Genomic DNA, 20,672 nt, shown 5'->3' with positions numbered 1-20,672 from the left:
GTCGGTCTCTCCTCGTCAGGGGTACGGCTCGTGAGGGGCGCGCGGTACTCAGACCGCGCCGGCGAGTGCCAGCTCGCGCTCCTGGGCCGGGATCTCCACCGATCTCGTCCGGCGGTGCGCGAGGATGTCCTCGGTGATCTCGGCGGAGCGGCCGGCGAGCACGCTGAGCAGCGAGTCGGCGATGCCGTGGGTGGCCTCGTTGACGCCCTGCAGGTAGCAGGCGGCGGTCGCCGGGCGGCCCAGGTCGAGCCGGTAGTTCCGGCTCACGTTGATCTCGTCGAGTCCGATCGACTGCGCGAGGGCCTTGACCGCCCACGGCATCTCCCGGACGAAACCGGTGCCCAGGAGCACGAGGTCCGTGCGCATCTCCCGCTCGGCACCCGACTTGCGGTCGACGAGCGTCAGGACGATCTCCTCGCCGTCCGTCCGCGCGCCGGTCACGTCGGTCATGGGGTGGAGCGCCAGGCGCTCCTGGCCGCTGCGGCGGTCCTGGTAGAACTGGCGGTAGAGGCCGTCGAGGGTCGCCGGGGACAGGCCGCCGTAGTTGGAGCGGTACATCTCGGCGAGCAGCTGCTGGCGGGCATCGGGCGAGGACTCGTAGAACTCGTCGATGAAGGACGTGTAGTACAGCTCGTTGGTGAACTTGCTGCTCTCGTAGCCGTTCAGGCCTATGGAGCGCATGATCATGGTCGGCCGGCACTCGGGCAGGTCCCGCAGCGCGGCGCCGAACAGCTCGGCCGCGCTCTGCGCCCCGCCGATGACCGCGACCCGGTGCGGCAGGTCGGCGCGCACCTCGGCGATGCGCTGCGTGTACTGCGTGCTGTGGATGACGCGCTCGGCCGGCAGGCCGTCGAACACCGCGGGGACGTGGGCGTCACGGCCGGCGCCGATCACCAGGTAGCGGCAACCGATGGTGTCGCCGTTGGCGAGGGTGACCACCCAGCCGGAGAGCTCGCCGTCCTCGCCGTTCACGGCCTCGACGGAGGTGCACTCGCGGCCGTATTCGACCTTTACCGTGGCGAGTTCGTCGGCCACCCACTGCAAGTACTCGGATATCTCACTGCGGTACGGAACGAAGCTGGCCAGGTTGACGAAAGCGTCGAGCCGTTCCTGCGAGTGAAGGAAGTTGACAAAGGAAAAGCGGCTGCACGGATTGCGCATGGTGACCAGGTCCTTGAGGAAGGAGACCTGGCTGAGCGCGTCGGGCAGCAGCATGCCGCGCTGCCACACGATGTCCTGTTCGCGCTCGATCAGCAGGGTGTCGCCGGCCAGCTCGGGGGCGAGCTCCTCGACGGCGACCGCCAGCGCGAGGTTCGCCGGTCCTGCACCGACTGCGAGCAGTTCGACGTTGCGATGCGCCATGGAAGTACCTCCAGATGGAACAGGTGGACAGGTTTGTACGGTCGGGCAGGACGGTCCGGGGTCTCTTTCCCGTCCTTGCGTCGCCTCCCGAAACCGGGTGATGCCCACATTCCACGGGAGCGGCCGATTGCCCGGAAGCGACGTCGGACACGGACAATCAACTCCGCCGAGGGCCAGGTCAGAGGGTTGATTGACCGGTGTTCCCGATTACTTCCGGTCAATGCGGGGCGCCTTTTCCATTGGCCCCAGTGATCCATCGCGTTCGCGCTTCCGGCCGGCCCGCACATCCCGCGGGCGGCCGGGCTTCCCTCCCCACCCCATGATCAGGAGCCCTCGTGCCGCTTACCGAGCCCATCACCCCCGCCGGCGCTCTCTACCGTTCCGAAAGCCCCACCCGGGTCGCCACCCGCCGCCGTCTGCTGATGTGCCGGCCCCGGCACTACGACGTCACGTACTCGATCAACCCGTGGATGAACCCGCAGCACGCCACGGACAACGCGCTCGCCGTCAAGCAGTGGGAGGGGCTGCGCGAGCTCTACCTCGAACTCGGCCACGTGGTCGAGGAGATAGACCCCATCGAGGGCCTGCCCGACATGGTGTTCGCGGCCAACGGCGCCACCGTCGTCGACGGCAAGGTCTTCGGGGCCCGCTTCCGGCACGCGGAGCGCACCGCGGAGGGGCCCGCGTACCTGAGATGGCTGGAAGGCCGCGGTTACACGGACACGCTGTGGCCCGAGTTCGTCAACGAGGGCGAGGGCGACATCCTCACCGTCGGGCGGCGCCTGCTGGCCGGCACCGGATTCCGCACCGACCCGCGCTCACACGCGGAGGCGCAGGAGTTCTTCGGCCTCCCGGTCACCTCGCTGACGCTGGTGAACCCGGAGTTCTACCACCTGGACACGGCGCTCTCGGTGCTGTCGGACGACGAGGTCATGTACTACCCGGCCGCCTTCTCCCAGGGCAGCCAGGCGGTGCTGCGCGCCATGTTCCCCAGCGCGATCCTGGCCGACGCCGAGGACGCCGCCGTGTTCGGGCTCAACGCCTTCTCCGACGGCCGCCACGTGCTGCTGCCCGCCGCGGCCACCGGCCTGCACGCGAAGCTGCGCGCGCGGGGCTTCGAGCCGATCGGGGTCGAGCTCTCCGAGCTGCTCAAGGCCGGCGGCAGCGTCAAGTGCTGCACGCTGGAACTCCGCGACCGCTGAACCGGCGGATGACGGCCCGCGCCTTCCGTGCCGGCGCGGCGGTACGGAAGGTGAGTCGGGCGGATGCGGCGGCCGGGCCGGACGGGGCCGCCCGTCACACGGCGGCCGGCCGGCAGCTGCGGCACCCCCTGAATCCGGCGGCGGCGGCCTCGTCGGCCGAACTGAAGGGCACCTCGTGCCGGGCGGTGATCCGGCGCGCGTGCGCGCACGTCGGGTAGCAGAAGATCCGCGTGGTCCCGCTGCCCAGGAACCGGGCACCGAGGCGCACGAACCGCTCCACCCGCTCGGCGTCCACGCCCTCCCATTCCCGCAGTCCCCTCTCGAATCCGGCCGGCAGCCCGCAGTCCGCCGGCAGCCCGTCGTCCCGGCACACCCGGTGCGCCGGTACGAGCACGGGGACGGGATTGGCCCGGACCGCCGCCATCACCTCCGCGGGGGCGAGGCCGGGCAGTCCGGCCTCGCGGGCCAGCCAGGCCGTCGGACGCAGCTGCCCGAAGGGGATGAGCCGGGTGGCCCGCAGCACGGCACGCTGTTCCTCGGGCAGCGGCCCGAAGTCGTAGCGCAGGGTCCGGTCCCGCCCGCGCAGGGCCCGGGCCAGACCCGGCGGGGGCTTGGCTCCCGAGAGCACCGACCGCCTGGTGCGGGCCCGGTAGGCGTCCTCGAACTCCCCGTCGTCGGCGTACCAGTCCGTGGCGGCGACACCGGTCACCGCTCCCCGCCCGTGAGCGACGTAGAGAGGGCCGACCGGGGAGTCGGCGCGTACGTAGCAGTCGTAGCGATGCGCCGGAACACCGGCGCGCTCCAGCACGCGTACCGCGAACCCCGCCGGTGCCACCTGGCGCAGGGTGCTCAACTCGTCCGGCAGTCTCATCCCGCCGCCTCCTTCCGTTCCTCTCGGGCCGGCCCGTGCCGCGTGCGGTCGGTGGCCAGGGCGGGTTCGGCGCGCAGAGTGGCCAGACCCCGCGACACCTGCGCCTTCACCGTTCCGACCGGACAGTCCAGGACCGTGGCCATTTCCTGGTAACTCAACTCGCCGATGTACCGCAGGACCACCGGCAGCCGGTGGTGGTCCGGCAGACCCGACAGTGCCGCCACCAGCCGGGCCCTCCTCGCCCCGTCGAGCGCACGCTGTTCCGGCCCCGGGGTGTCGTCCAGGGTCTCGGCACACGCCACTTCGACACCGTCGGCCACGCCGGGCCGGCGGCTCAGGGTGCGCAGGTGGTTGCGCCACACGTTCGCCGCGATGGTGAGCAGCCAGGCACGCGGCTGGAGCTCCCGGCGCCGCTCGGCGGAGTACTCGCGCAGGGCCGCATAGGCCCGCAGGAAGGTCTCCTGCCCCAGGTCGTCGGCTTCTCGCGCGGAGCCCGAAATACGCAGCAGAACGGAGCGCACGGCGCCCGCCTGGGTGCGGACGAGTTCGGTGAACCCGTCGTCCAGGTCGGTCGCGAGCAGTTCCGTCAGCGGGAGCGGCATCTCGTCCATCGTCCGGGTAAACACCGGACCGCGCGAGACCGTTGCACCGGGCGCACGCCGGCACACAACATCTTTTCAGTTATGGCCGAAACAGCGGTGTTCTTGGCCGGAAGCGACCCGTGGTGGTCAAGGCTTTGGAGTTACGGTCGGATCGTGGGCGCTGAGCCGCGCCCCCACGGTTCGAATTGTTCATGGTCCTGCGGGATTTCGGGGGGCACGATGTCAACCATTGTGCACGGGGTATTGGGAAAATCTTCTTCCGGGCGTTGTCCTCTCCCGCTCTTTCCTGTCGCGGCGCGCCGTCCGGCACCGCGCAGTGACCGGATATCCGAATATCCCAAAAGATCCCAACGGACTGCGCCTCGCGCGTTCCGTCGCCGCGCACCTTCCGCTCGCAGCCGCTGGAAAGGGACCACCGCGCTGCACCTCAGCCACCAGGGGGAACGTTGGAGAACCGCGTTTTCGGGACGAGATCCACGGAGGACTGCAGCTGGTCGTTCGGTGAACGGCTCCGCTCGTTCCGGGGCCGGGCCGGCCTGCCCCAGCACGAACTGGCGGAACGCGCCGGAGTGAGCGTACGGACGCTGCGCGACATCGAGCAGGGCCGGGTGCGCCGGCCGCAGACCAGGACCATGCAACTGCTGGCCGACGCGCTGGGCCTCGACGCGGACGCGGCGCGACAGCTCTCCCTGCCCGCGCGCGGGGCCGTATGCCCCGGTGGCGGGCGTCCCGGTGACCGGCGCCCGGGTGACGAGCGCCTCCACATCGGCATCCTCGGGCCGCTCTCCGTCCGGTACCAGGGCGTCGAGACGCCCGTACAAGCGACCAAGGTGCGGCGCTTACTGGCCCTGCTGGCGCTCCAGCACCCGGAGCCGGCCAGCCTGGGGGAGATCACCCACGCCCTGTGGCCGAACGACCCGCCCCGGTCGTACCAGAGCCTGGTCCACACCTACGTCAGCCAGGCACGCCGGCTGCTGCTCCCCTCCGACTCCGTCGCGGGGGTGCCCGCCGACTCGTTCCTGACGCGTACGCACACGGGGTACTCCCTGGCCCTGGACCGCGACCAGGTCGACCTGACCCGCTTCCAGGACCTTTCGCTGCGGGCGCGGCAGGCGCACCGGGCCGGGGACGCCGCGTCCGCCCACGAGCTGGCCGGACGCGCCTACCGGTGCTGGCGCGGACCGCTCCTGGCGGGCGAACCGCTGCTGCCGCACCATCCCGCCGCCACCGCGGCCGCCCGGCAGCGGGTGGAGAGCCTGCTGCTCTACGCCGACCTCGCCCTGCAACTGCACCGGCCCGGTCAGGTGGTGCAGGCGCTGCGCGGCGCCGGCGAGGAGGAGCCGCTGCACGAGGGCCTCCAGGCCGCGCTGATGCTCGCGCTCGCCAGCTGCGGGGAACAGCAGGAGGCGCTGCGGGTCTTCACCGCGGTGACGCACCGGCTCGACCAGGAGCTGGGCGTCCAGCCCGGCGATGAACTGCGCCGCGCCCATCTTCGGATCCTGCACCAGGAACTTCCGTGGCCGAGGACGGCACCCGTGGCCGAACGGACGCCTTCCGCCGCGGCGGCACCGCCCGTACGCCGGCCGCCCGCCGCGCCGCCGCCGCGCCCCCGGCCGTCCCAGATCCCGGCCGCGAGCACGGGCTTCGTCGGCCGCGGCGCCGAGCTGGAACAGCTGGACCGGCTGCTCCTGCCCGCCTGCGAGCGGGGCGGACAGGTCCCGGCGGCGCTGATCACGGGCTTTCCCGGAGTGGGCAAGACGGCACTCGCCGTGCGCTGGGCGCACCGGGTGAGAGAGCGCTTTCCGGACGGGCAGTTGTACGGGGACCTGCACGGGTACGACGACCGGCGCGCCCTGAACCCGGGGAAGGTGCTCGCCTCGTTCTTGCGGGCGCTGGGCGTGCGGGACACGGAGATCCCCGACACCCTCGACGAAGCCGCGAACCTGTACCGCACCCTGCTGTCGGACCGGCGGATGCTGATCGTGCTGGACGACGCGCGCGAGGAGAGCCAGATCCGGCCGCTCGTGCCGGGCACCGCGAGGTGCGCGGTCCTGGTCACGAGCCGCAACACCCTGCCGGGGCTGGTGGCCCGGGACGGTGTGCCCCGGATCGACCTCGGCGTGCTCGACCGGGACGAGGCGCTCGCGCTGCTGGGCCAGCTGGTGCGCGGCGGCCGCGTGGAGGCCGAGCCGCTGGCCGCGATGGCACTGGTCCGGCACTGCGGCGGGCTCCCGCTGGCGATCCGGCTGCTCGCGGCCCGGCTCGCGGAGTATCCCCGGAGCGGTATCGCCCAGCTGTGCGTCGAGTTGCAGGAGGCCGGGGCGTTCGCGGACCTGCCGGTCGCGAGCGACGACCTGTTCGCCACGGCCCACGCGGCGTTCGAACCCTCCTACCGGTCCATGCCGGAACCCGTGCGCCGGTGCTTCCGGCTGCTCGCGCGGACCGGGGGCCGGCGGGTCAACGCGTACACGATGGCCGAACTGGCGGAGACGACTCCGCTGGAGGCGACGCACGTGCTGCGGCGCCTGGTCGGTGCGAGCCTGCTCCGCGAGTGCGTGCCCGGCCGGTTCTCGCTCCCCGCGCCGCTCCTGCGCTACGCGCGCAGGCTGGCGCTGCGGGAGGACACGGAGCGGTTGCACGCGGTGTGACGCGGGCGGCGGCCGCGTCACCCGCCGAGTGCCAGCCGGACGGCGAACACACCGAACACGACGGCGGTGAGCCCGTCGGCGACGCGCAGCGTCCGCGGGGACCGCAGGTGCCGGGCGAGCCGGTGGACCAGTCTCATCCAGGTCAGGAGCCAGATCAGGCCCAGGGCCAGGTAGCAGGCGGCCAGCAGGGGCACGCCCGCCTCGGGGGTCAGGCCGGCGGGCACGAACTGGGGCAGGAACGCCATCAGGAAGATGCCCACCTTGGGGTTGGACCCGGTGCACAGCAGGCCTTGCACGAAGGCCTGCCGCTCGGAGGGTCCGGCCGCCACGACCGCCGCGGCCCCGGCCGGGGCGGCCCCGGCCGGCGGAGCCGCACCCGCCGGCGGAGCCTCCCCGGCCGCCGCGCCCGCGGAGCCGGCCGGGCGGGAGAACCGCCGCAGGGCGAGCACCGCCCAGCCGAGCAGGACGAGCGCGCCGGCCCACCGGAAGGCCGCGAACAGCTCCGGGCTGGCGGCGAGCAACGCGGCCAGCCCGGCCGCACCGAGCCCGGCCTGGACGGCCCCCGCGGTGATCATGCCGAGGGCCGCCGCGGTGGCCACCCTCAGGGACCCGTTCAGCACCAGACCCGTGATCAGGACGAGGTCGGGGCCCGGCATCGTGATCACGATCAGGGAACTCACCAGGAATGCGGCGGTGTTGATCGCTACTCCTCGATGGACAGGAGGCGCTCCGCGGCGCGGACCGCCTCGTAGTCGCGCCGGATCTGCTCCTCGTCGGGGTGGGCGAGGATCACGAACCCGAAGTTGAGGCTGTCGACCAGGTCCCGGGTGGCGCGGACGTGGTCGCCGTCGTTCAGGCTCTGCACCGAGAAGTGGTGACTGGGCAGGTCACGGACGGACTCCAGGGCCGCCGTGCCGGAGACGGTCCCGGTGCGGGGCGCGATGTGGAAGACGCACATCTGGTGCAGGAGCAGTTCGTAGCCCTGGGGGAGTTCGCCCCCGGTCAGCCAGCGCACGGTCCGGTCGATCTGGCTGTCGGAGGTGGCGTTGCGGTTGAAGCGCGGCTGGCCGCCGCCGTGCGGGCGGGCACCGAGCTCGATGAGCAGCGGACCCTCCGCGGTGCCCATCACCTCGACGTGGGCCGAACCGAAGCGCAGGCCCACCGCGTCCAGGACGCCGAAGACGTACTCCGTGAGGCCCGGGATGGCCGGGTCGTCCGGGGGGAGCCAGCGCATGGTGTCGTACACGGCCATGTGCGGGCCGTTGTCGACCTTGCGGTAGGCACACACGTCGACCACGGCGTGCTTCCCGTCGTGGCTGAAGGTGTCGATCACGTACTCGGTGCCGGTGACGAACTTCTGGACGATGAGCCGGTCGTCCGTCTCGCCGAACTGGTTGGTCCGGCCCAGCTGGCGGCCGAAGACCGCCCGCCAGTCCGCGCCGCCCGCCAGTTTGATCACGCCGTCGGTGCTGGCGCTCTTGGGCGGCTTGACCACCAGGTCCGCGCCGGCGAGGCCCTCCCGTTCCAGCCAGGCCGCCACCTCCGCGGCGTCGTCGGTGCAGATCTGCGGGATGACCGGCAGGCCGGCCGCCGCGACGGCGGCCGCCATGCTGCTCTTGTCCCGCCGGGCCGCGGCCAGTTCGGGCACGTTGCTGCGCGCGGGCACCACCCGGGGGGCGAGCCGCTCGGCCAGTTCCACCCCGGACTCGCAGCCGGCCAGGACGGCTCGCGGATCCAGCTCCCGCAACCGCTCGACGACCGGCTCCAGGTCCCCCTCGTACACGAGGATCTCGGCGAAGTCCTGCGGCCGCCACGAGGAGGCGTAGGCCTCCGGCGGGCGGGGGCCCGTGACCACCGCCACCACCGGCACGCCGTGTCCGGTCAGCGGCTCGGCGAAGAGGGCCCCCGAGGAGTAGGGGTCGACGATCACGCAGGGCCCGCCTCCCCGCGGTGCGCCCGTCCCCCGGTCAGCGTCCGTCACGGCCGGCCGCCTTCGCGTCCGGACCGGCCGGCGCGGCCAGAGCGGCCACGGCGTCGCAGTAGCGGGCGAAGAACTCCCCGGCCGGTTCGCTGATGCGGCGGGCACGCACCGGAGCGTGCACCATGCCCGGCTCCATGGCGTACGTCACCGGCGTCCCGTTCTGCCGCAGCCGCTCGGTGTACTTCTCGGCGTCGACGCGCAGCGAGTCCATCTCGCAGCCCACCACGTAGGCGGGCGGCAGGTCGTGGAAGTCTCCGGTCAGCAGCGGCGAGACGTACGGGTCCTCCGCCTGTTCGGGCTCGGGGCAGTAACAGGCGGTGTAGAACTCCATCTCGCCGCCGGAGAGCAGCGGGGCGTCCTCGCCGCCGTGCCGCCACCGGGTGAAGTCCAGCACCGGGCTGATCACGGCCTGGCCGCGCAGCCGGGGGCCGCCCCGGTCCCGCGCCATCATCGAGAGGACCACGGCCATGTTGGCCCCCGAGCTCTCCCCGCAGAGCACGGCGGCCTCGGGGTCGATGCCGTCGAGCCCGAGCGCGGACAGGTCGGCCAGGGTCGCGCACAGGCCGGCGTAACAGTCCTCCAGCGGACCGGGATACGGGTTCTCCGGGGCCATGGCGAAGTCCAGGGCGACCGCCACCAGACCGGTGCGGTCGGCGAGTTCGGCGACCAGGCTGTGGTGGCTGTGGAGCGAGCCGATGACGAAGCCGCCGCCGCGTATGTAGAACAGCGGGGCGTCGCCCCTGCGCCGGGCCGGTTCGTAGACGCGGATCCGGGCGGTGCGGCCCGCGTGGGTGACGGTCGCGTCCCGGTGGCTGACCCCCTCGGGCACCGGGATGGGCAGCACCTCGGTCAACGCGTCGTACAGGGCGCGCTGTCGTTCGACGGGGTAGGTGTAGAAGTCGGGTGGCAGGGCGCCGTCGACGGTCTCCACGAACTTCTCGATGCCGTCTGCGTAGGCCATGGGCAGCTTCGCTCACTTCCGGATACGGGGCAGGGAGGTGCTCAGGGGGTTTCCGCGGTGGCCGGTGCGGCCGGCCCGGGGGTCGCCGCGGTCGGTTCGGCGGGACGGGCGTCGGCCGGAGCGGGCTCGGCGGCCGCTTCCTTCCCGGCCGCCGGGGGTTCGGCCATGCCGAAGAGGGTGGCGACGACCGCCACCGCGGTCAGGCCGCCGCACAGCCACCACACGGAGGCCGCCGAGGCCTGCCAGGCGGCGATGCCGATCACCGGGCCGACGGCGTAGCCGATCTGCATGGGGAACGCGCACGCGGCGATGTACCGGCCCCGCAGGTGCGCGGGGGCGACCTTGCCGGGCCAGGCGGAGGCGGTCGGGGTGCCGACGATCTCGCCGATCGTCCACACCACGGTCGCGACGACGAACATGGCCATGCCGGGGCCGGCCACGTACAGGTTCATGCCGACGCCGACCAGCCCGATGCCCAGGGCGACCGCGAACCGGGCCGGGAGGTGCTGCACGTACTTGGTGAACAGCAGCTCCAGGCAGATGACCATGGCCGCGTTCATCGACAGCAGGACCGAGTAGAAGGTCGGACCGTGGCCGTCGGCCTTGAGCTGGAGCGGCAGGGCGGAGGTGTGCTGGATGTAGACGACGGCGTTGAGGAACAGCGCCAGCAGGAAGAGCAGGTACCGCTTGTCCCGCAGCACGGCCGCGTACGACCGGCTGCCCTCCTGCGGCTTCGGCCCGGCGGAAGTTGCGGTCGTGCCGGTGCGGACCAGGACCAGCGCGAGCAGGGCGAAGCCCGCCTGCGCCCCTGCCTCGGCGTAGAACATCAGGTTGTACGAGTACGTGATGAGCAGGGCGCCGATCAGCGGTCCCGCGGTGGTGCCGAGGTTGAACGCCATCCGGTAGACGGCGAACACCATCACGTGGTGTTCCTCGGGGGTGGCCTCCACCAGCAGTGCCGAGGAGGCGGGCCGGTAGGCCTGGGCCACCACGCCGATCACCGCGGCCACCGCGATCACCAGGGGCAGGGTGTCCAGGTAGACCAGGCTGAGGGTGAGCAGGCTGGCGAAGGCCATGGAACCGACGATGGTCCGCGCGTATCCGATCCGGTCCGAGACCGAACCGCCGACCAGGACGCCGACGACCGAGCCCACCCCGTACGCGCCGAGCGCGAAGGCGGCCGCGGAGGTGCTGAAGCCCTTGTCGGTGAGGTAGAGCACCAGGTAGATCTGGAGGAAGGTGCCCAGGCGGTTGATCAGCATGCCGACCAGGACCAGCCAGATCGGGCCGGGGATCCCCCTCAGTGTCTCGGTGACGGAAGGCCGGACGGCCTTCTGCCCCTCCGGGGAGCCTTGTCCGGTGGTGCTCACGGAGCCGGCACCCCCACCGGCCGCGAGGCGACTTCCACGATCTCCGGGGCGCGCAGCAGCGCGGCGCGCGCCTGCTCGACGGAGTCGGACAGGGCGATCACGCGGGCGTAACGGGAGATGTAGCCGCGGGGCGGCAGGCGCAGCACCGCACCGGGATCGACCATGGCCTCGGCGCTGTGCACATCGGGACCGAAGCGGTCCTCGTGGACGGTCACGGCGCCGATCTCGACGTCCTCGTCGGGGTAGAGGAACGCGATCGCGGCGGCCTTGCGGTGCCGCGCCGCGGTGTCCGGCGTACGGCCCGCGGCCGTGTCGGCCGCCGCCATCGCGACGTCGACCCCGGTGGCCAGCTCACCGAGATACGGGATCATGTCGCCGCCGAGGCGGGCGTTGACCTCCATCAGGCGCAGACCGCCGGCGGTGATGCGGAACTCGGTGTGGCTGACGCCCGTGTGGAAGCCGAGCGCGGAGTGCGCGGCGCGCAGGGCCTCCAGCAGCTCGGGGTCGGTCAGCAGCGGGTCGGCCCCGTCGACCTCGTGGCCCGTCTCCTCGAAGAACGGCGCCAGGCCGACCTGCTTGCGGGCCACGACGAGCGGCACGCACGCGCCGTCGAAGAAGACCGCGTCGACGCTGATCTCCGGGCCGTCGGCGTACTCCTCCACCAGGACCGACACGTCGAAGACCGGCACTCCGGGGTAGGAGGCGCCGGAGGCCGCCCGGTAGGCGTTCTCCATGTCCTCGGGTCCGTCCGCCCTGCGCACGCCCATCCCGCCGGCCAGGCCGCGCGGCTTCACCACGACGGGGAAGCCGATCTTCTCCGCCGCGGCCCGCGCCTCGCTCAGCGAGCGGACACCGATCGAGACCGGCTGCGGGACCCGGGCCTCGTCCAGCGCGATCCGGGTGGCGTTCTTGTCCCGGCAGGCGGTCACCGCCTCGGGGGAGTTGCCCGGCAGCCCGAGCGCCCGCGCCACGTGGGCGGCGGGCGTGACCAGTCCCTCGTCGTAGCAGAACACCCCGGCCACCTCGTGCGCGGCGGCCACCTGCCGGGCCGCCTCGACCAAGGCGTGCGGGTCGGTGTTGTCGACGACCGTGCTGCCCGCCACGTACGGGTCCTCCCAGCTCACCGGTGCGGGCTGGAGGAGCCATAACGCGTAGCGCCGGCTCACCGTCCGCAGGATGAACTCCCTGCTGCGCCGGCCACTGCTCCCGATCAACAGCAGAAGGGGCTTCTCCCCGTCCCACGCCATGGTCCACTCTCCTCGTTCGTCGTCATGCGTCCGGCGGGTGCGGTGCGGTGCCCCTCACGGCCCGGCACCCCACCCGCCATCACCTGTAGAACACCGGCCCGGCCCAGGGCGTTGCAGCCTCCCGCGGGCTTGGCCGGAAGGGGGTCAGACGGCCGCGCCGGGGCGGGCGAGTTCGGGCGACAGCGGCCGGTACTCCCGGCTTGTGACACCGCACGGCCGGCCGGATACCGCCGGCCGCACGGCCGGCCGGCGGTCGGGGAAGACCGCGGTGACCCGGCCGCCGGCCCGGACCGCCGGGATCTCGGCGCGCAGCCGCGCCGCGGACGTCTTCCGGTCGTGCCAGGGGCAGACGATCCGGGAGGCGTCCGGCGTCACGCCGGCCAGGTGCAGCGGACCGCCGCGGTGCGGGCACTCGGCGTTCATCACGAAGCCCCGGCCGTCGACCGTCGCGTACACGTACGACGTGCCCGCGACGACCACACAGTTGTCCCGCCCGGCGACGGGGAAGGTCACTACAGGCATTTGCGGTAGTCCCCCACCGAGTGGATCTCGTAGACGCACTCCTCGGACAGGATGTCGGCACCGTGCAGCCGGTTGCGCCGGATGACCACGCCCTCACCGGCCTCCAGGGTCAGCGAGGAGCCCAGCCCGCTCTCGAAGCGCATGGTGCCCGAGACGATGTGGCAGAGCTCGTCGCCCTCATGGCAGTGGGTGTTCGACAGCTCGTTGAAGGGCTCGACCAGGTGAGCCACCGGCGCCTCCACCCTTCCCTCCCGGATGGCCTCGTAGACGGGACCGTGCAGCTTCTTGAGCTCCGGCTGGTCGTCCATCCAGCCGATCTGTGCGCAGAAGTCCTGGTCGGCGACCTCCAGGAGGACGCGGTACTCCTCGATGCCCCGGACGATCTCGGGGATGATCCCCTCACCGTGGGCCTCGATCAGCGGCGCGATGATCTTCTCGCGCGCCATGCGGCCGTGGTGCTGGTCGATGTGGACGTGCTCGGTGAAGTACGTGGTGTCGACGGAGTCGCCGAAGACCCCGTGCAGCAGCCGGTCGGCGCGCCGGCAGAAGTCGACCAGTGAGCTCTCCGTGTAGAACAGCGCGCCCACGTAGCGGAAGAACAGCTCGTGGTTCTTGCCGAGGTAGTGGAAGTAATTGTTCAGCAGCAGGCTGCTGTTGAGGTAGTACTGCCAGTACCGGTGGAGGTCGGCCCGGAGGCCGGCGGACTCCAGCGTCCGCTCGAACAGCGTGCTGTGCTTGGTGTCGTGCACGCCGTAGCCGTACTCGTCGATGACGACCTTGAACCACTCGGACTGGACGGGACCGTAGTAGCCGAGCACGTTGCGGATCATCGGCGACGCCTCGGAGAGGAAGTCGGCGGCGAACTGCACCAGCCACATCCGCGCCGCCCGCTCGGGGTCGCTCGACCCGGTGATGGCCTCCTCGACGGGCGTCCGCTCCTCGCCGCCGTCCATGTCGAGCGAGTCCAGGTAGCTGTCGAGGCTGGCCTTGGTCCACTTCCCCGAGGTCTCGACCTCGTCGTCGAGGAAGCCGAAGGCGTACCGCTCCAGGGCGGGGCGGACCCGCTCGCCGAGCGCGCGGTTGGCCGGGCTGTAGAACGCCCGGAAGTCCTCTTCCTTGCCCTTGAGCCCGGACTTCGGGAAGAACACCAGGTCGGCCTCGTATATGGAGGTGAGCAGGCGCTGCACGGCCAGGCTCGTGTAATCGAGGATGTTCTCCCGGCCCGGCACCTTGTCGAAGTCGAGGTGCGGCAGCACCTGCGGCCGCAGCTGGCGCCGGTACGGATTGTCGTGGTTCTGCCAGTCCGTGTTGTCGAGGAAGATCGGATTCGTGGCGTACTGCACGATGGCGTCGCGCAGGGCGGCGCCGCTGAGCTCGAACGGGATGTGCTCGGGTACGTGACTCATTGCGTGCTCCTTGGTCCGGATCGCAAGACGTGCGGCCGTGTGCCTGGTGGGCGGGCCGGTGGGTCAGATGTGCGCGCTGAGGGAGAAGTCGCTCCAGCGCAGGCGGAGGGGGACCGTCTCACCCGTCTTCACCGGCACCGGCTTCTCCAGGGGGACCCACCCCTGCATCCAGTGCGAGCGGGTGTTCTCCGGGGAGTTGCACAGCGTGGTGCCGTGCCCCATGTCCAGTTCGAACCAGACGACCAGGGCGTGTGCCTCCCCGTCGGCGCGCGCGACGAGGTCGACCGGCCGCTCGCCCGGCTCCAGGGTGTCCTCGGCCAGGTCGAACGCCAGCACCTCGGCGGCATCGGACAGGAACCGGTGGGGCCAGGTGTTGAGCCGCACCGGGAGGTGACCGCGGGTGGCCAGCACGTTCATGAGCGAGACGTCGAAACCCTCGGCCGTCGTCACCTGGTTGAGCCGCAGGATGTCCTCACTGCTGACGAGCCGGCCGTAGAGCCGGCCCGCGGACGGGAGCATGATGCCGTCGGGTTTCAGCAGGTGCCGGCGCGCGTGGCGGATCGACGGCAGGAGTCCCTCGCCGATGAGACCGCAGTCGACGATCTCCGAGATCAGCACGTCCACCGGACCGTCGAGGTCGGGGCCGATCTCCAGCAGGTTGGAGGGCTTCCCGATCACCGTGATCACCTCGCTGAACCCGTGGGCGTCGACGACCTGCCGGGCGACTTCCGCGAGCATCGGGTTCATCTCGCAGGTGATCACGCGCCCCGCGCCGGCCCGCGCCGCGGCCATGGCCAGCAGCCCGCTCCCCGAGCCGATGTCCAGGACGGTCGCCCCGGCCGGTATGCCCCGCTCCAGCGCGCCGACGAGGGCCTCGTTGCGCCCGGCGTCGTTCAGCATCGCGAAGTGCCAGCGGGGAACGGTTCTGCGGGCGATCCGCCCGAACACCTCGGAGTCGGTGGCCGCGCCGCCGGCCGGGGTCGTGAGCAGCGCGGACGCCTGCTCGGCGATCTCGTTCATCTGCTGCGCCAGCGTCTGCAGCGAGGCCGTGATCAGGCGGTGCTGCGAGCTGGTGGGCGCCGGACCCGGACCGTCCGGTCCGGGGTCCTGCCTCGTTGTCGCGCCCTCCGCGCCCTTGACCTGCTGCATGATCGCTCCTCCCGTTGAACCGCCCGATCAACCGTGGTGCACGAGCGGGCGGCAAGATCCCCGCGCCGTCGCAAGGTCGACCGTACGGAAGGGCGGTGGTGCGAAACTCCAGCGATCCTCCAGCCGTACCGGCGGTTCTGCCAGGCATTGATGCCCGGTGGGCAGGGGTTGACCTGCGAACGTGCCAGTGCTGCCGGTTCACTGGAAGCAGGCGGCAGAAACCGGGTCCCGGCGCCGGTTGATCCGGCCCCTAGCGGGCGTCGTGGAAGATGACGCCGAGCACGTGACGCTGCCCACTGGTCACGGAACTCACCCCGTGCCTCAGGGTCACCCGGCTCCAGCCGCGCACCGAGCGCACCGGGCGGTGGCTGACCGCGAAGATCATCCCCTGGCCCTGTCCGGGCCTCCTGACGAGCGGACGGGACTGGGCGCGCGGGCGCTGCTCGACGAACACGCTCTCGCCGCCGGTGAAGTCCTCGTCCGGGCGGTCGAGCATGATCGCCACCTGGAGCGGGAAGGTCAGGTCCCCGTAGACGTCCTGGTGCAGGCAGTTGTAGCCGCCCCGCTCGTACCGGAGCAGCAGCGGCGTCGGACGGTGCTGTCCGGCAGCCGCGCACGCCGCGATCAGTCCGTCGAACCCGGGGGCGAAGGCCGGCTGCCCCAGGCGCCGCGCCCAGTCATTGGCGATCCGGGCGAGCGGCGGGTACAGCTGCTCCCGCAGGTTCTGGACGAGCTCGGGCAACGGGTGCGAGAAGTAGCGGTAGAGGCCCTCCCCGAAGCGGTGCCGCGCCATCGTCACGGTGCTGCGGAACGCGGACGGATCGTCGAAGAGCTCCCGGAGGTCCGCGCACTGCCCGGCCGTCAGCAGCGGCGGGGTCAACGCCACCCCCTCCTCGTCCAGTTCGGCGGCCAGTGCCCGCCAGTCGAGGTTCCCCAGTGGCGGAGCGTCACCCGTCACCGGGGCGCCCTGCGGCGGGTACGGGGCGAAGTCCGGACCGGGCGGGCCGAAGCCCGGAAGCTGCGGGGGCTCGTAAACGCTCACGTGCTCTGCCTTCCGTAGCAGGGAGGGGCGGGGAGGGGCGGGGCAGAGAGAGGGTCAGTGCGCGGACGGTACCCCGGCCGCCTCGAGGGCGAGCAGATCGCGCTTGGCCTCCGGCCCTCCCGCGTACCCGCTGAGGCTCCCCGTGGAGCCGATGATCCGGTGGCAGGGCAGCACCACGCACAGCGGATTCGTGCCCAGCGCGGTGCCCACGGCGCGGGCGGCCCGGGGCCGGTCGAGCGCCTCGGCCAGCTGCCCGTAGGTCGCGGTCCGCCCGTACGGGACGAACTCGGGGAGCAGCAGATTGGTACGCCGGCTGAACGGGGTGGCCAGCCGCAGGTCCACCGGAACGGTGAATGCGCGGCGCGCGCCGCTCAGGTACTCGTCGATCTGCACCCGGGACTCGTCCAGCACCTTGAGCCCCGGCGCCCCCGCCTCCCCCGGCTCCACCGGCTCCAGTCCGGCCCGGCCCAGCCGCTCCACCGCGGTCTCCGCCGTGCCGTAGCAGCACAGGACGAGCGCGTCGTCCGTGGCGGCCAGCACGAGTGACCCCACGCGCGTGGCGTGGAACGCCACCGTGGCGACACCGGTGGCAGGGCTTGTGGTCGGCATGGCGCGACTCCTTCGTTCGTCACGGTCGTCGTGGGGTAGAAACACCGGCTCCGTGCGAACAGTTGCGGAACGCTGCGCACCACCGCCGCCGGGCCCGTCCGCAGCGCCTCCACCGGGAACGCAAAAAGGCCCCCTGACCAGCGTTTCCGCAGGTCAGGGGACCTTTGATGAGGTGGAGCCTAGGAGATTCGAACTCCTGACATCTGCCTTGCAAAGGCAGCGCTCTACCAACTGAGCTAAGGCCCCGTGAAACTGGACGCACCCGTCCCACGCGAGAAGGGGGTCGTTCCGCAGAACAGAGTACCGGGTGTACCCCCTCATCTCGCAAAATGATAGGGACTCCCGTCGTGCGACCACTCTCCGTAAGATGCTCGCGAGGTTCGCACCAGCGAAGGGGAGTAGTGAGAGTGGACGCAGTACAGCAAGAGGCCACGGCCAGAGCCAGAGAGCTTCAGCGCAGTTGGTACGGGGAGCCTCTGGGAGCGCTCTTCCGCCGGCTCATAGATGACCTCGGCTTGAACCAGGCCCGCCTCGCTGCCGTGCTCGGTCTGTCGGCGCCCATGCTGTCCCAGCTGATGAGCGGCCAGCGTGCCAAGATCGGGAACCCGGCCGTGGTGCAGCGCGTCCAGGCCCTCCAGGATCTCGCCGGCCAGGTGGCCGACGGCAGCGTCAGCGCCGGGGAGGCCACCGACCGGATGGACGAGATCAAGAAGACCCAGGGAGGATCCGTCCTGAGCAACAGCGGCCAGACCACCATCAGCTCCGGCGCACCCACGGTCAAGCGGGTCGTCCGCGAGATCCAGTCGCTGCTGCGCTCGGTCTCCGCGGCCGGCGACATCATCGACGCGGCGAACACCCTCGCCCCCAGCCACCCGGAACTGGCAGAGTTCCTCCGTGTGTACGGCGCGGGCCGCACCGCCGACGCGGTCGCGCACTACGAGGCCCACCAGAACTGACGGCACGGGGGCGGACGACGGTGACGGGGGACGGGCGCAGCGATGGGTGAGATCTTCGCCGGTCGGTACGAGCTGATCGATCCGATCGGGCGCGGTGGCGCGGGTGCCGTGTGGCGGGCCTGGGACCACCGCCGTCGCCGCTACGTCGCCGCGAAGGTCCTCCTGCAGAGCGACGCCCACACCCTCCTGCGCTTCGTGCGGGAACAGGCCCTGCGGATCGACCACCCGCACGTGCTCGCTCCCGCCAGCTGGGCGGCCGACGACGACAAGGTCCTCTTCACCATGGACCTGGTCGGCGGCGGCTCCCTCGGCCACGTGATCGGGGACTACGGCCCGCTGCCGCCCCGCTTCGTGTGCCTGCTGCTCGACCAGCTCCTGTCGGGGCTGGCCGCGGTGCACGCGGAAGGCGTGGTCCACCGCGACATCAAACCGGCCAACATCCTGATGGAGGCCACCGGAACCGGGCGGCCGCACCTTCGGCTGTCCGACTTCGGCATCTCCATGCGCAAGGGCGAGCCCCGGCTGACCGAGACCAACTACGTGGTCGGCACCCCGGGCTATTTCGCCCCCGAGCAACTGCTGGGCGCCGAGCCCGACTTCCCCGCCGACCTCTTCGCCGTCGGGCTGGTCGCCCTGTACCTCCTCCAGGGCTCCAAGCCCGACTCCCAGGGCCTCGTGGAGCACTTCCTGGCCCATGGCACCCCGGGCGCCCCGGAGGGCGTTCCCGCCCCGCTGTGGGACGTCCTCGCCGGTCTCCTGCAGCCGGACCCCCAGAGCCGGTTCCGTACGGCCACAGGGGCGCGCAAGGCCCTTGCCGAGGCCGTGGAGCTGCTGCCGCCGCCCGCCCCGGACGAGGATCCGGTGGAGGTGTTCGACCAACTCGGCCCGCTCCCGCCCGGTTTCGGCCCGCAGGGGCCGGTGGCCACGGCCGCGGTGACCCCGCAGGCGCCCACCGCCGGGGTGGTACCGCTCGGCGCGCCGGCCTCCGTGACGGCGGCCGCGGATCCCGTCCGTACCGATCCGCGCGGTACGGCGGCGACGGCGGCGCCCACGGCCGCGACCGCTCCCGCTCCCGCTCCCCCTCCCGCCCCCGCTCCCGCCTCGCCGACGACCCCGTACCCGGCCGTCCCGGCCCAGGTGGCGGCGTACGGGCCCTCCGAGACGGGCAGCTTCCACCTGCCGCCGCCCTCACCGGCGACCGTGCCGACGACGCTCGCCTCCGACGCCCCGCCCGTCCGGGCGGCCGGCGGCCTCGCCCCGCCCCCGGCCAGGGCCGTGGCCTCGCTCCTCGCCGCGGCGCTGCTCTGCTTCGCCGTCGGCGTCTGGGCCCTCACACAGATGTAGGACCGCGCCTCCGCCGCCCGAGCAGCATCCAGCCGCCGAGTACGAGCAGCAGCGCGGTCCCGGTGCCGAAGCCGGCCCCGGCCACGACCCGCATCACGGAACGCCTGTCGGCGGCCTGCGCGGCCTCCGGCGCGGTCAGCCCCTCCTCGGCGGCGGTCCGGTCCTCCTCGCCCACCCCGAAGCCGCCCGCGGCCAAACTCCCCGTGTACGCGGGCGCCTTGGCCGGGGTGCCGCCGATCTCCAGCCGCAGGGTCAGCGGCACGGGCACCGCGTCCTCGGTGAAGTCGGCGACCTTCGAGCCCATCGTCACCGCGACGTAGTACCAGCCCGCGACGGCCACGGACCGCACGGTCCGGTCGCCGGCGAAGCGGTTCTCGTAGACGACGGGAGGGGTCTTCCCCAGGGTGATCCCGGCCTGCTTGCCGTCGTACGAGACGTCCTTGTCGGAGATCAGGCCCCGGTACGGGCTGTAGAGCGCGACGGTGAGCCCGCCCGAGGCGGAGCCGTAGGTCTTGGTCATCCGGGCGGCGGCCAGTTCGGCGCCGACCCCCAGCTGCTGTCCCCAGTCCAGCGGGACCCGGTAGTAGCGGGTCTGGCCGGGCCGCATCTCGTCGCGCCACACGCCGGCGCCGAGGGCGCGCGCGTCGTTGAAGCCGGTGCCCCCGGTGCGGCCCACCGCCTCGGTGCCGGGCAGGGCGGGGGCCCCGGAGGGCCAGCCGCTGGGCGCGGTGGTGGGGGCGCCCGCACCGCGCCCCGGTTCCCGCTGGACCTTGATCTCCAGCGGCCAGGGGCTCTGGTCGTAGCCCTTGGCCGACGTACGGGTGATCTTGGCGTAGTAGACGCCGGCGGGCGCGCAGTCCTCGTCCTCCCCGCCCCACCGGACGCCGGCCGCGCCGATGGGGTAGGGGTCGTAGCCGAAGTTCGCCCGGCCGACGCTGTCCCGGCAGGAGCTCCCGGCGGTGGTCATGATCTCCACGTCGATGCCGTCGCCGCCGGACACCTTCGCGCCCGCCGCGGGCCGGACCACGGCGGAGACGTAGACGTTCGAGTCGTCCTTGTCCAGGACGAGCCGGTACACGCGCTCCCCGGGGCCGAGCGTGTCCTTGTAGACGCTGCCGGGCTCGATCTGCGGGGCGTCCGCGGTGGAGGGCTTGCCCTCGACCGCCCTGGCGCCCTCCGCGGCCCGGTACGTCGGCACCGGCTGCGGCTGCGTCCCCTCGGCGCGGGCGGCCGCCGGCAGACCGGCCGTCAGGCCCAGGGCCGCCGCCCCCACCACGGCTCCCAGCCGCACCGTCGTCCGCACCCGACCCATCACGTCCACCCCGAGTTTGCTAGCGCAAGCCAAATCTTTGCATAACGTAAGTTTTCGTCACAGAACAGCACAAAGCCCCGGCCGCAGC

Annotated in this window: 18 protein-coding genes and 1 tRNA gene; 4 read left to right on the top strand and 15 right to left on the bottom strand. The window is 72.2% G+C overall.

The features are described from left to right. Positions 1–48: 48 nt before the first annotated feature. On the bottom strand, positions 49–1,362 hold the full coding sequence (locus tag ACZ4VT_RS03205; protein WP_467946101.1) for a SidA/IucD/PvdA family monooxygenase: 1,314 nt from the start codon (positions 1,360–1,362) through the stop codon (positions 49–51). Positions 1,363–1,697: 335 nt separating this feature from the next. Here ACZ4VT_RS03205 and ddaH point away from each other — a divergent pair, with 335 nt between their 5' ends. Continuing rightward, positions 1,698–2,564 carry a dimethylargininase gene (ddaH, locus tag ACZ4VT_RS03200; protein WP_351293317.1) on the top strand — a complete coding sequence of 289 codons (867 nt, stop codon included), beginning with the start codon at positions 1,698–1,700 and terminating at the stop codon, positions 2,562–2,564. A 94-nt stretch (positions 2,565–2,658) separates the two neighbouring features. Here ddaH and ACZ4VT_RS03195 read toward each other — a convergent pair whose 3' ends face one another. Then, positions 2,659–3,435 (bottom strand): MGMT family protein, encoded by a 777-nt coding sequence (locus ACZ4VT_RS03195; protein WP_467946100.1) that lies wholly within the window; start codon positions 3,433–3,435, stop codon positions 2,659–2,661. Beyond that, complete coding sequence (locus ACZ4VT_RS03190) at positions 3,432–4,046, bottom strand: RNA polymerase sigma factor (protein ID WP_467946098.1); 615 nt, start codon at positions 4,044–4,046, stop codon at positions 3,432–3,434. Before ACZ4VT_RS03190 ends, ACZ4VT_RS03195 begins: the two co-directional genes overlap by 4 nt. A gap of 437 nt (positions 4,047–4,483) precedes the next feature. On the opposite strand from ACZ4VT_RS03190, the gene ACZ4VT_RS03185 reads away from it, so the two are divergent. After that, positions 4,484–6,685 carry a BTAD domain-containing putative transcriptional regulator gene (locus ACZ4VT_RS03185; RefSeq protein WP_467946096.1) on the top strand — a complete coding sequence of 734 codons (2,202 nt, stop codon included), beginning with the start codon at positions 4,484–4,486 and terminating at the stop codon, positions 6,683–6,685. Positions 6,686–6,702: 17 nt separating this feature from the next. Here the strand turns inward: ACZ4VT_RS03185 and ACZ4VT_RS03180 are convergent, their stop codons facing one another. The 11 genes from ACZ4VT_RS03180 to ACZ4VT_RS03130 all read right to left on the bottom strand — a co-directional run bounded on the left by ACZ4VT_RS03180 (position 6,703) and on the right by ACZ4VT_RS03130 (position 17,218). After that, on the bottom strand, positions 6,703–7,365 hold the full coding sequence (locus ACZ4VT_RS03180) for a LysE family translocator (protein WP_467946094.1): 663 nt from the start codon (positions 7,363–7,365) through the stop codon (positions 6,703–6,705). Positions 7,366–7,388: 23 nt separating this feature from the next. Then, entirely contained in the window at positions 7,389–8,615 is a 1,227-nt protein-coding gene (locus ACZ4VT_RS03175; protein WP_467946092.1) for an ATP-grasp domain-containing protein, read from the bottom strand. Between the two features lie 37 nt (positions 8,616–8,652). Further along, on the bottom strand, positions 8,653–9,627 hold the full coding sequence (locus tag ACZ4VT_RS03170) for an alpha/beta hydrolase (protein WP_467946090.1): 975 nt from the start codon (positions 9,625–9,627) through the stop codon (positions 8,653–8,655). A 41-nt stretch (positions 9,628–9,668) separates the two neighbouring features. Continuing rightward, complete coding sequence (locus ACZ4VT_RS03165; protein WP_467946088.1) at positions 9,669–10,997, bottom strand: MFS transporter; 1,329 nt, start codon at positions 10,995–10,997, stop codon at positions 9,669–9,671. Then, positions 10,994–12,244: an ATP-grasp domain-containing protein gene (locus tag ACZ4VT_RS03160; protein WP_467946087.1), complete on the bottom strand. Its 1,251-nt coding sequence runs from the start codon at positions 12,242–12,244 to the stop codon at positions 10,994–10,996. Before ACZ4VT_RS03160 ends, ACZ4VT_RS03165 begins: the two co-directional genes overlap by 4 nt. Before the next feature lie 144 nt (positions 12,245–12,388). Next, complete coding sequence (locus tag ACZ4VT_RS03155) at positions 12,389–12,766, bottom strand: Rieske 2Fe-2S domain-containing protein (RefSeq protein WP_467946085.1); 378 nt, start codon at positions 12,764–12,766, stop codon at positions 12,389–12,391. Beyond that, positions 12,757–14,172: an iron-containing redox enzyme family protein gene (locus ACZ4VT_RS03150; protein ID WP_467946083.1), complete on the bottom strand. Its 1,416-nt coding sequence runs from the start codon at positions 14,170–14,172 to the stop codon at positions 12,757–12,759. Before ACZ4VT_RS03150 ends, ACZ4VT_RS03155 begins: the two co-directional genes overlap by 10 nt. 63 nt (positions 14,173–14,235) lie before the next feature. Further along, positions 14,236–15,321 carry a 50S ribosomal protein L11 methyltransferase gene (locus tag ACZ4VT_RS03145; protein WP_467946081.1) on the bottom strand — a complete coding sequence of 362 codons (1,086 nt, stop codon included), beginning with the start codon at positions 15,319–15,321 and terminating at the stop codon, positions 14,236–14,238. A gap of 250 nt (positions 15,322–15,571) precedes the next feature. Continuing rightward, positions 15,572–16,363 (bottom strand): 2OG-Fe(II) oxygenase, encoded by a 792-nt coding sequence (locus ACZ4VT_RS03140; protein ID WP_467946079.1) that lies wholly within the window; start codon positions 16,361–16,363, stop codon positions 15,572–15,574. A gap of 54 nt (positions 16,364–16,417) precedes the next feature. Further along, the gene (locus tag ACZ4VT_RS03135; protein ID WP_467946078.1) at positions 16,418–16,972 is read right to left on the bottom strand and encodes a methylated-DNA--[protein]-cysteine S-methyltransferase; all 555 of its coding nucleotides are present in this window, start codon (positions 16,970–16,972) and stop codon (positions 16,418–16,420) included. Positions 16,973–17,145: 173 nt separating this feature from the next. Beyond that, a tRNA-Ala gene (locus tag ACZ4VT_RS03130) sits at positions 17,146–17,218 on the bottom strand. A gap of 161 nt (positions 17,219–17,379) precedes the next feature. Between ACZ4VT_RS03130 and ACZ4VT_RS03125 the strand changes: the two genes are divergently transcribed. Both ACZ4VT_RS03125 and ACZ4VT_RS03120 read left to right on the top strand, forming a co-directional pair. Beyond that, complete coding sequence (locus tag ACZ4VT_RS03125) at positions 17,380–17,928, top strand: helix-turn-helix domain-containing protein (protein ID WP_030707692.1); 549 nt, start codon at positions 17,380–17,382, stop codon at positions 17,926–17,928. 42 nt (positions 17,929–17,970) lie between these two features. Beyond that, the gene (locus tag ACZ4VT_RS03120; RefSeq protein WP_467946077.1) at positions 17,971–19,272 is read left to right on the top strand and encodes a serine/threonine-protein kinase; all 1,302 of its coding nucleotides are present in this window, start codon (positions 17,971–17,973) and stop codon (positions 19,270–19,272) included. Here the strand turns inward: ACZ4VT_RS03120 and ACZ4VT_RS03115 are convergent. After that, positions 19,259–20,584, bottom strand: coding sequence for a hypothetical protein (locus ACZ4VT_RS03115; RefSeq protein ID WP_467946421.1), 1,326 nt, complete (start codon positions 20,582–20,584; stop codon positions 19,259–19,261). The genes ACZ4VT_RS03120 and ACZ4VT_RS03115 overlap by 14 nt on opposite strands. Between the last annotated feature and the right edge of the window lie 88 nt (positions 20,585–20,672).

This window comes from Streptomyces sp. NPDC029164 (genome assembly GCF_055563995.1).
Note: the sequence above shows the minus strand (reverse complement) of the source record. Positions and strands in the feature narration are given on the sequence as shown.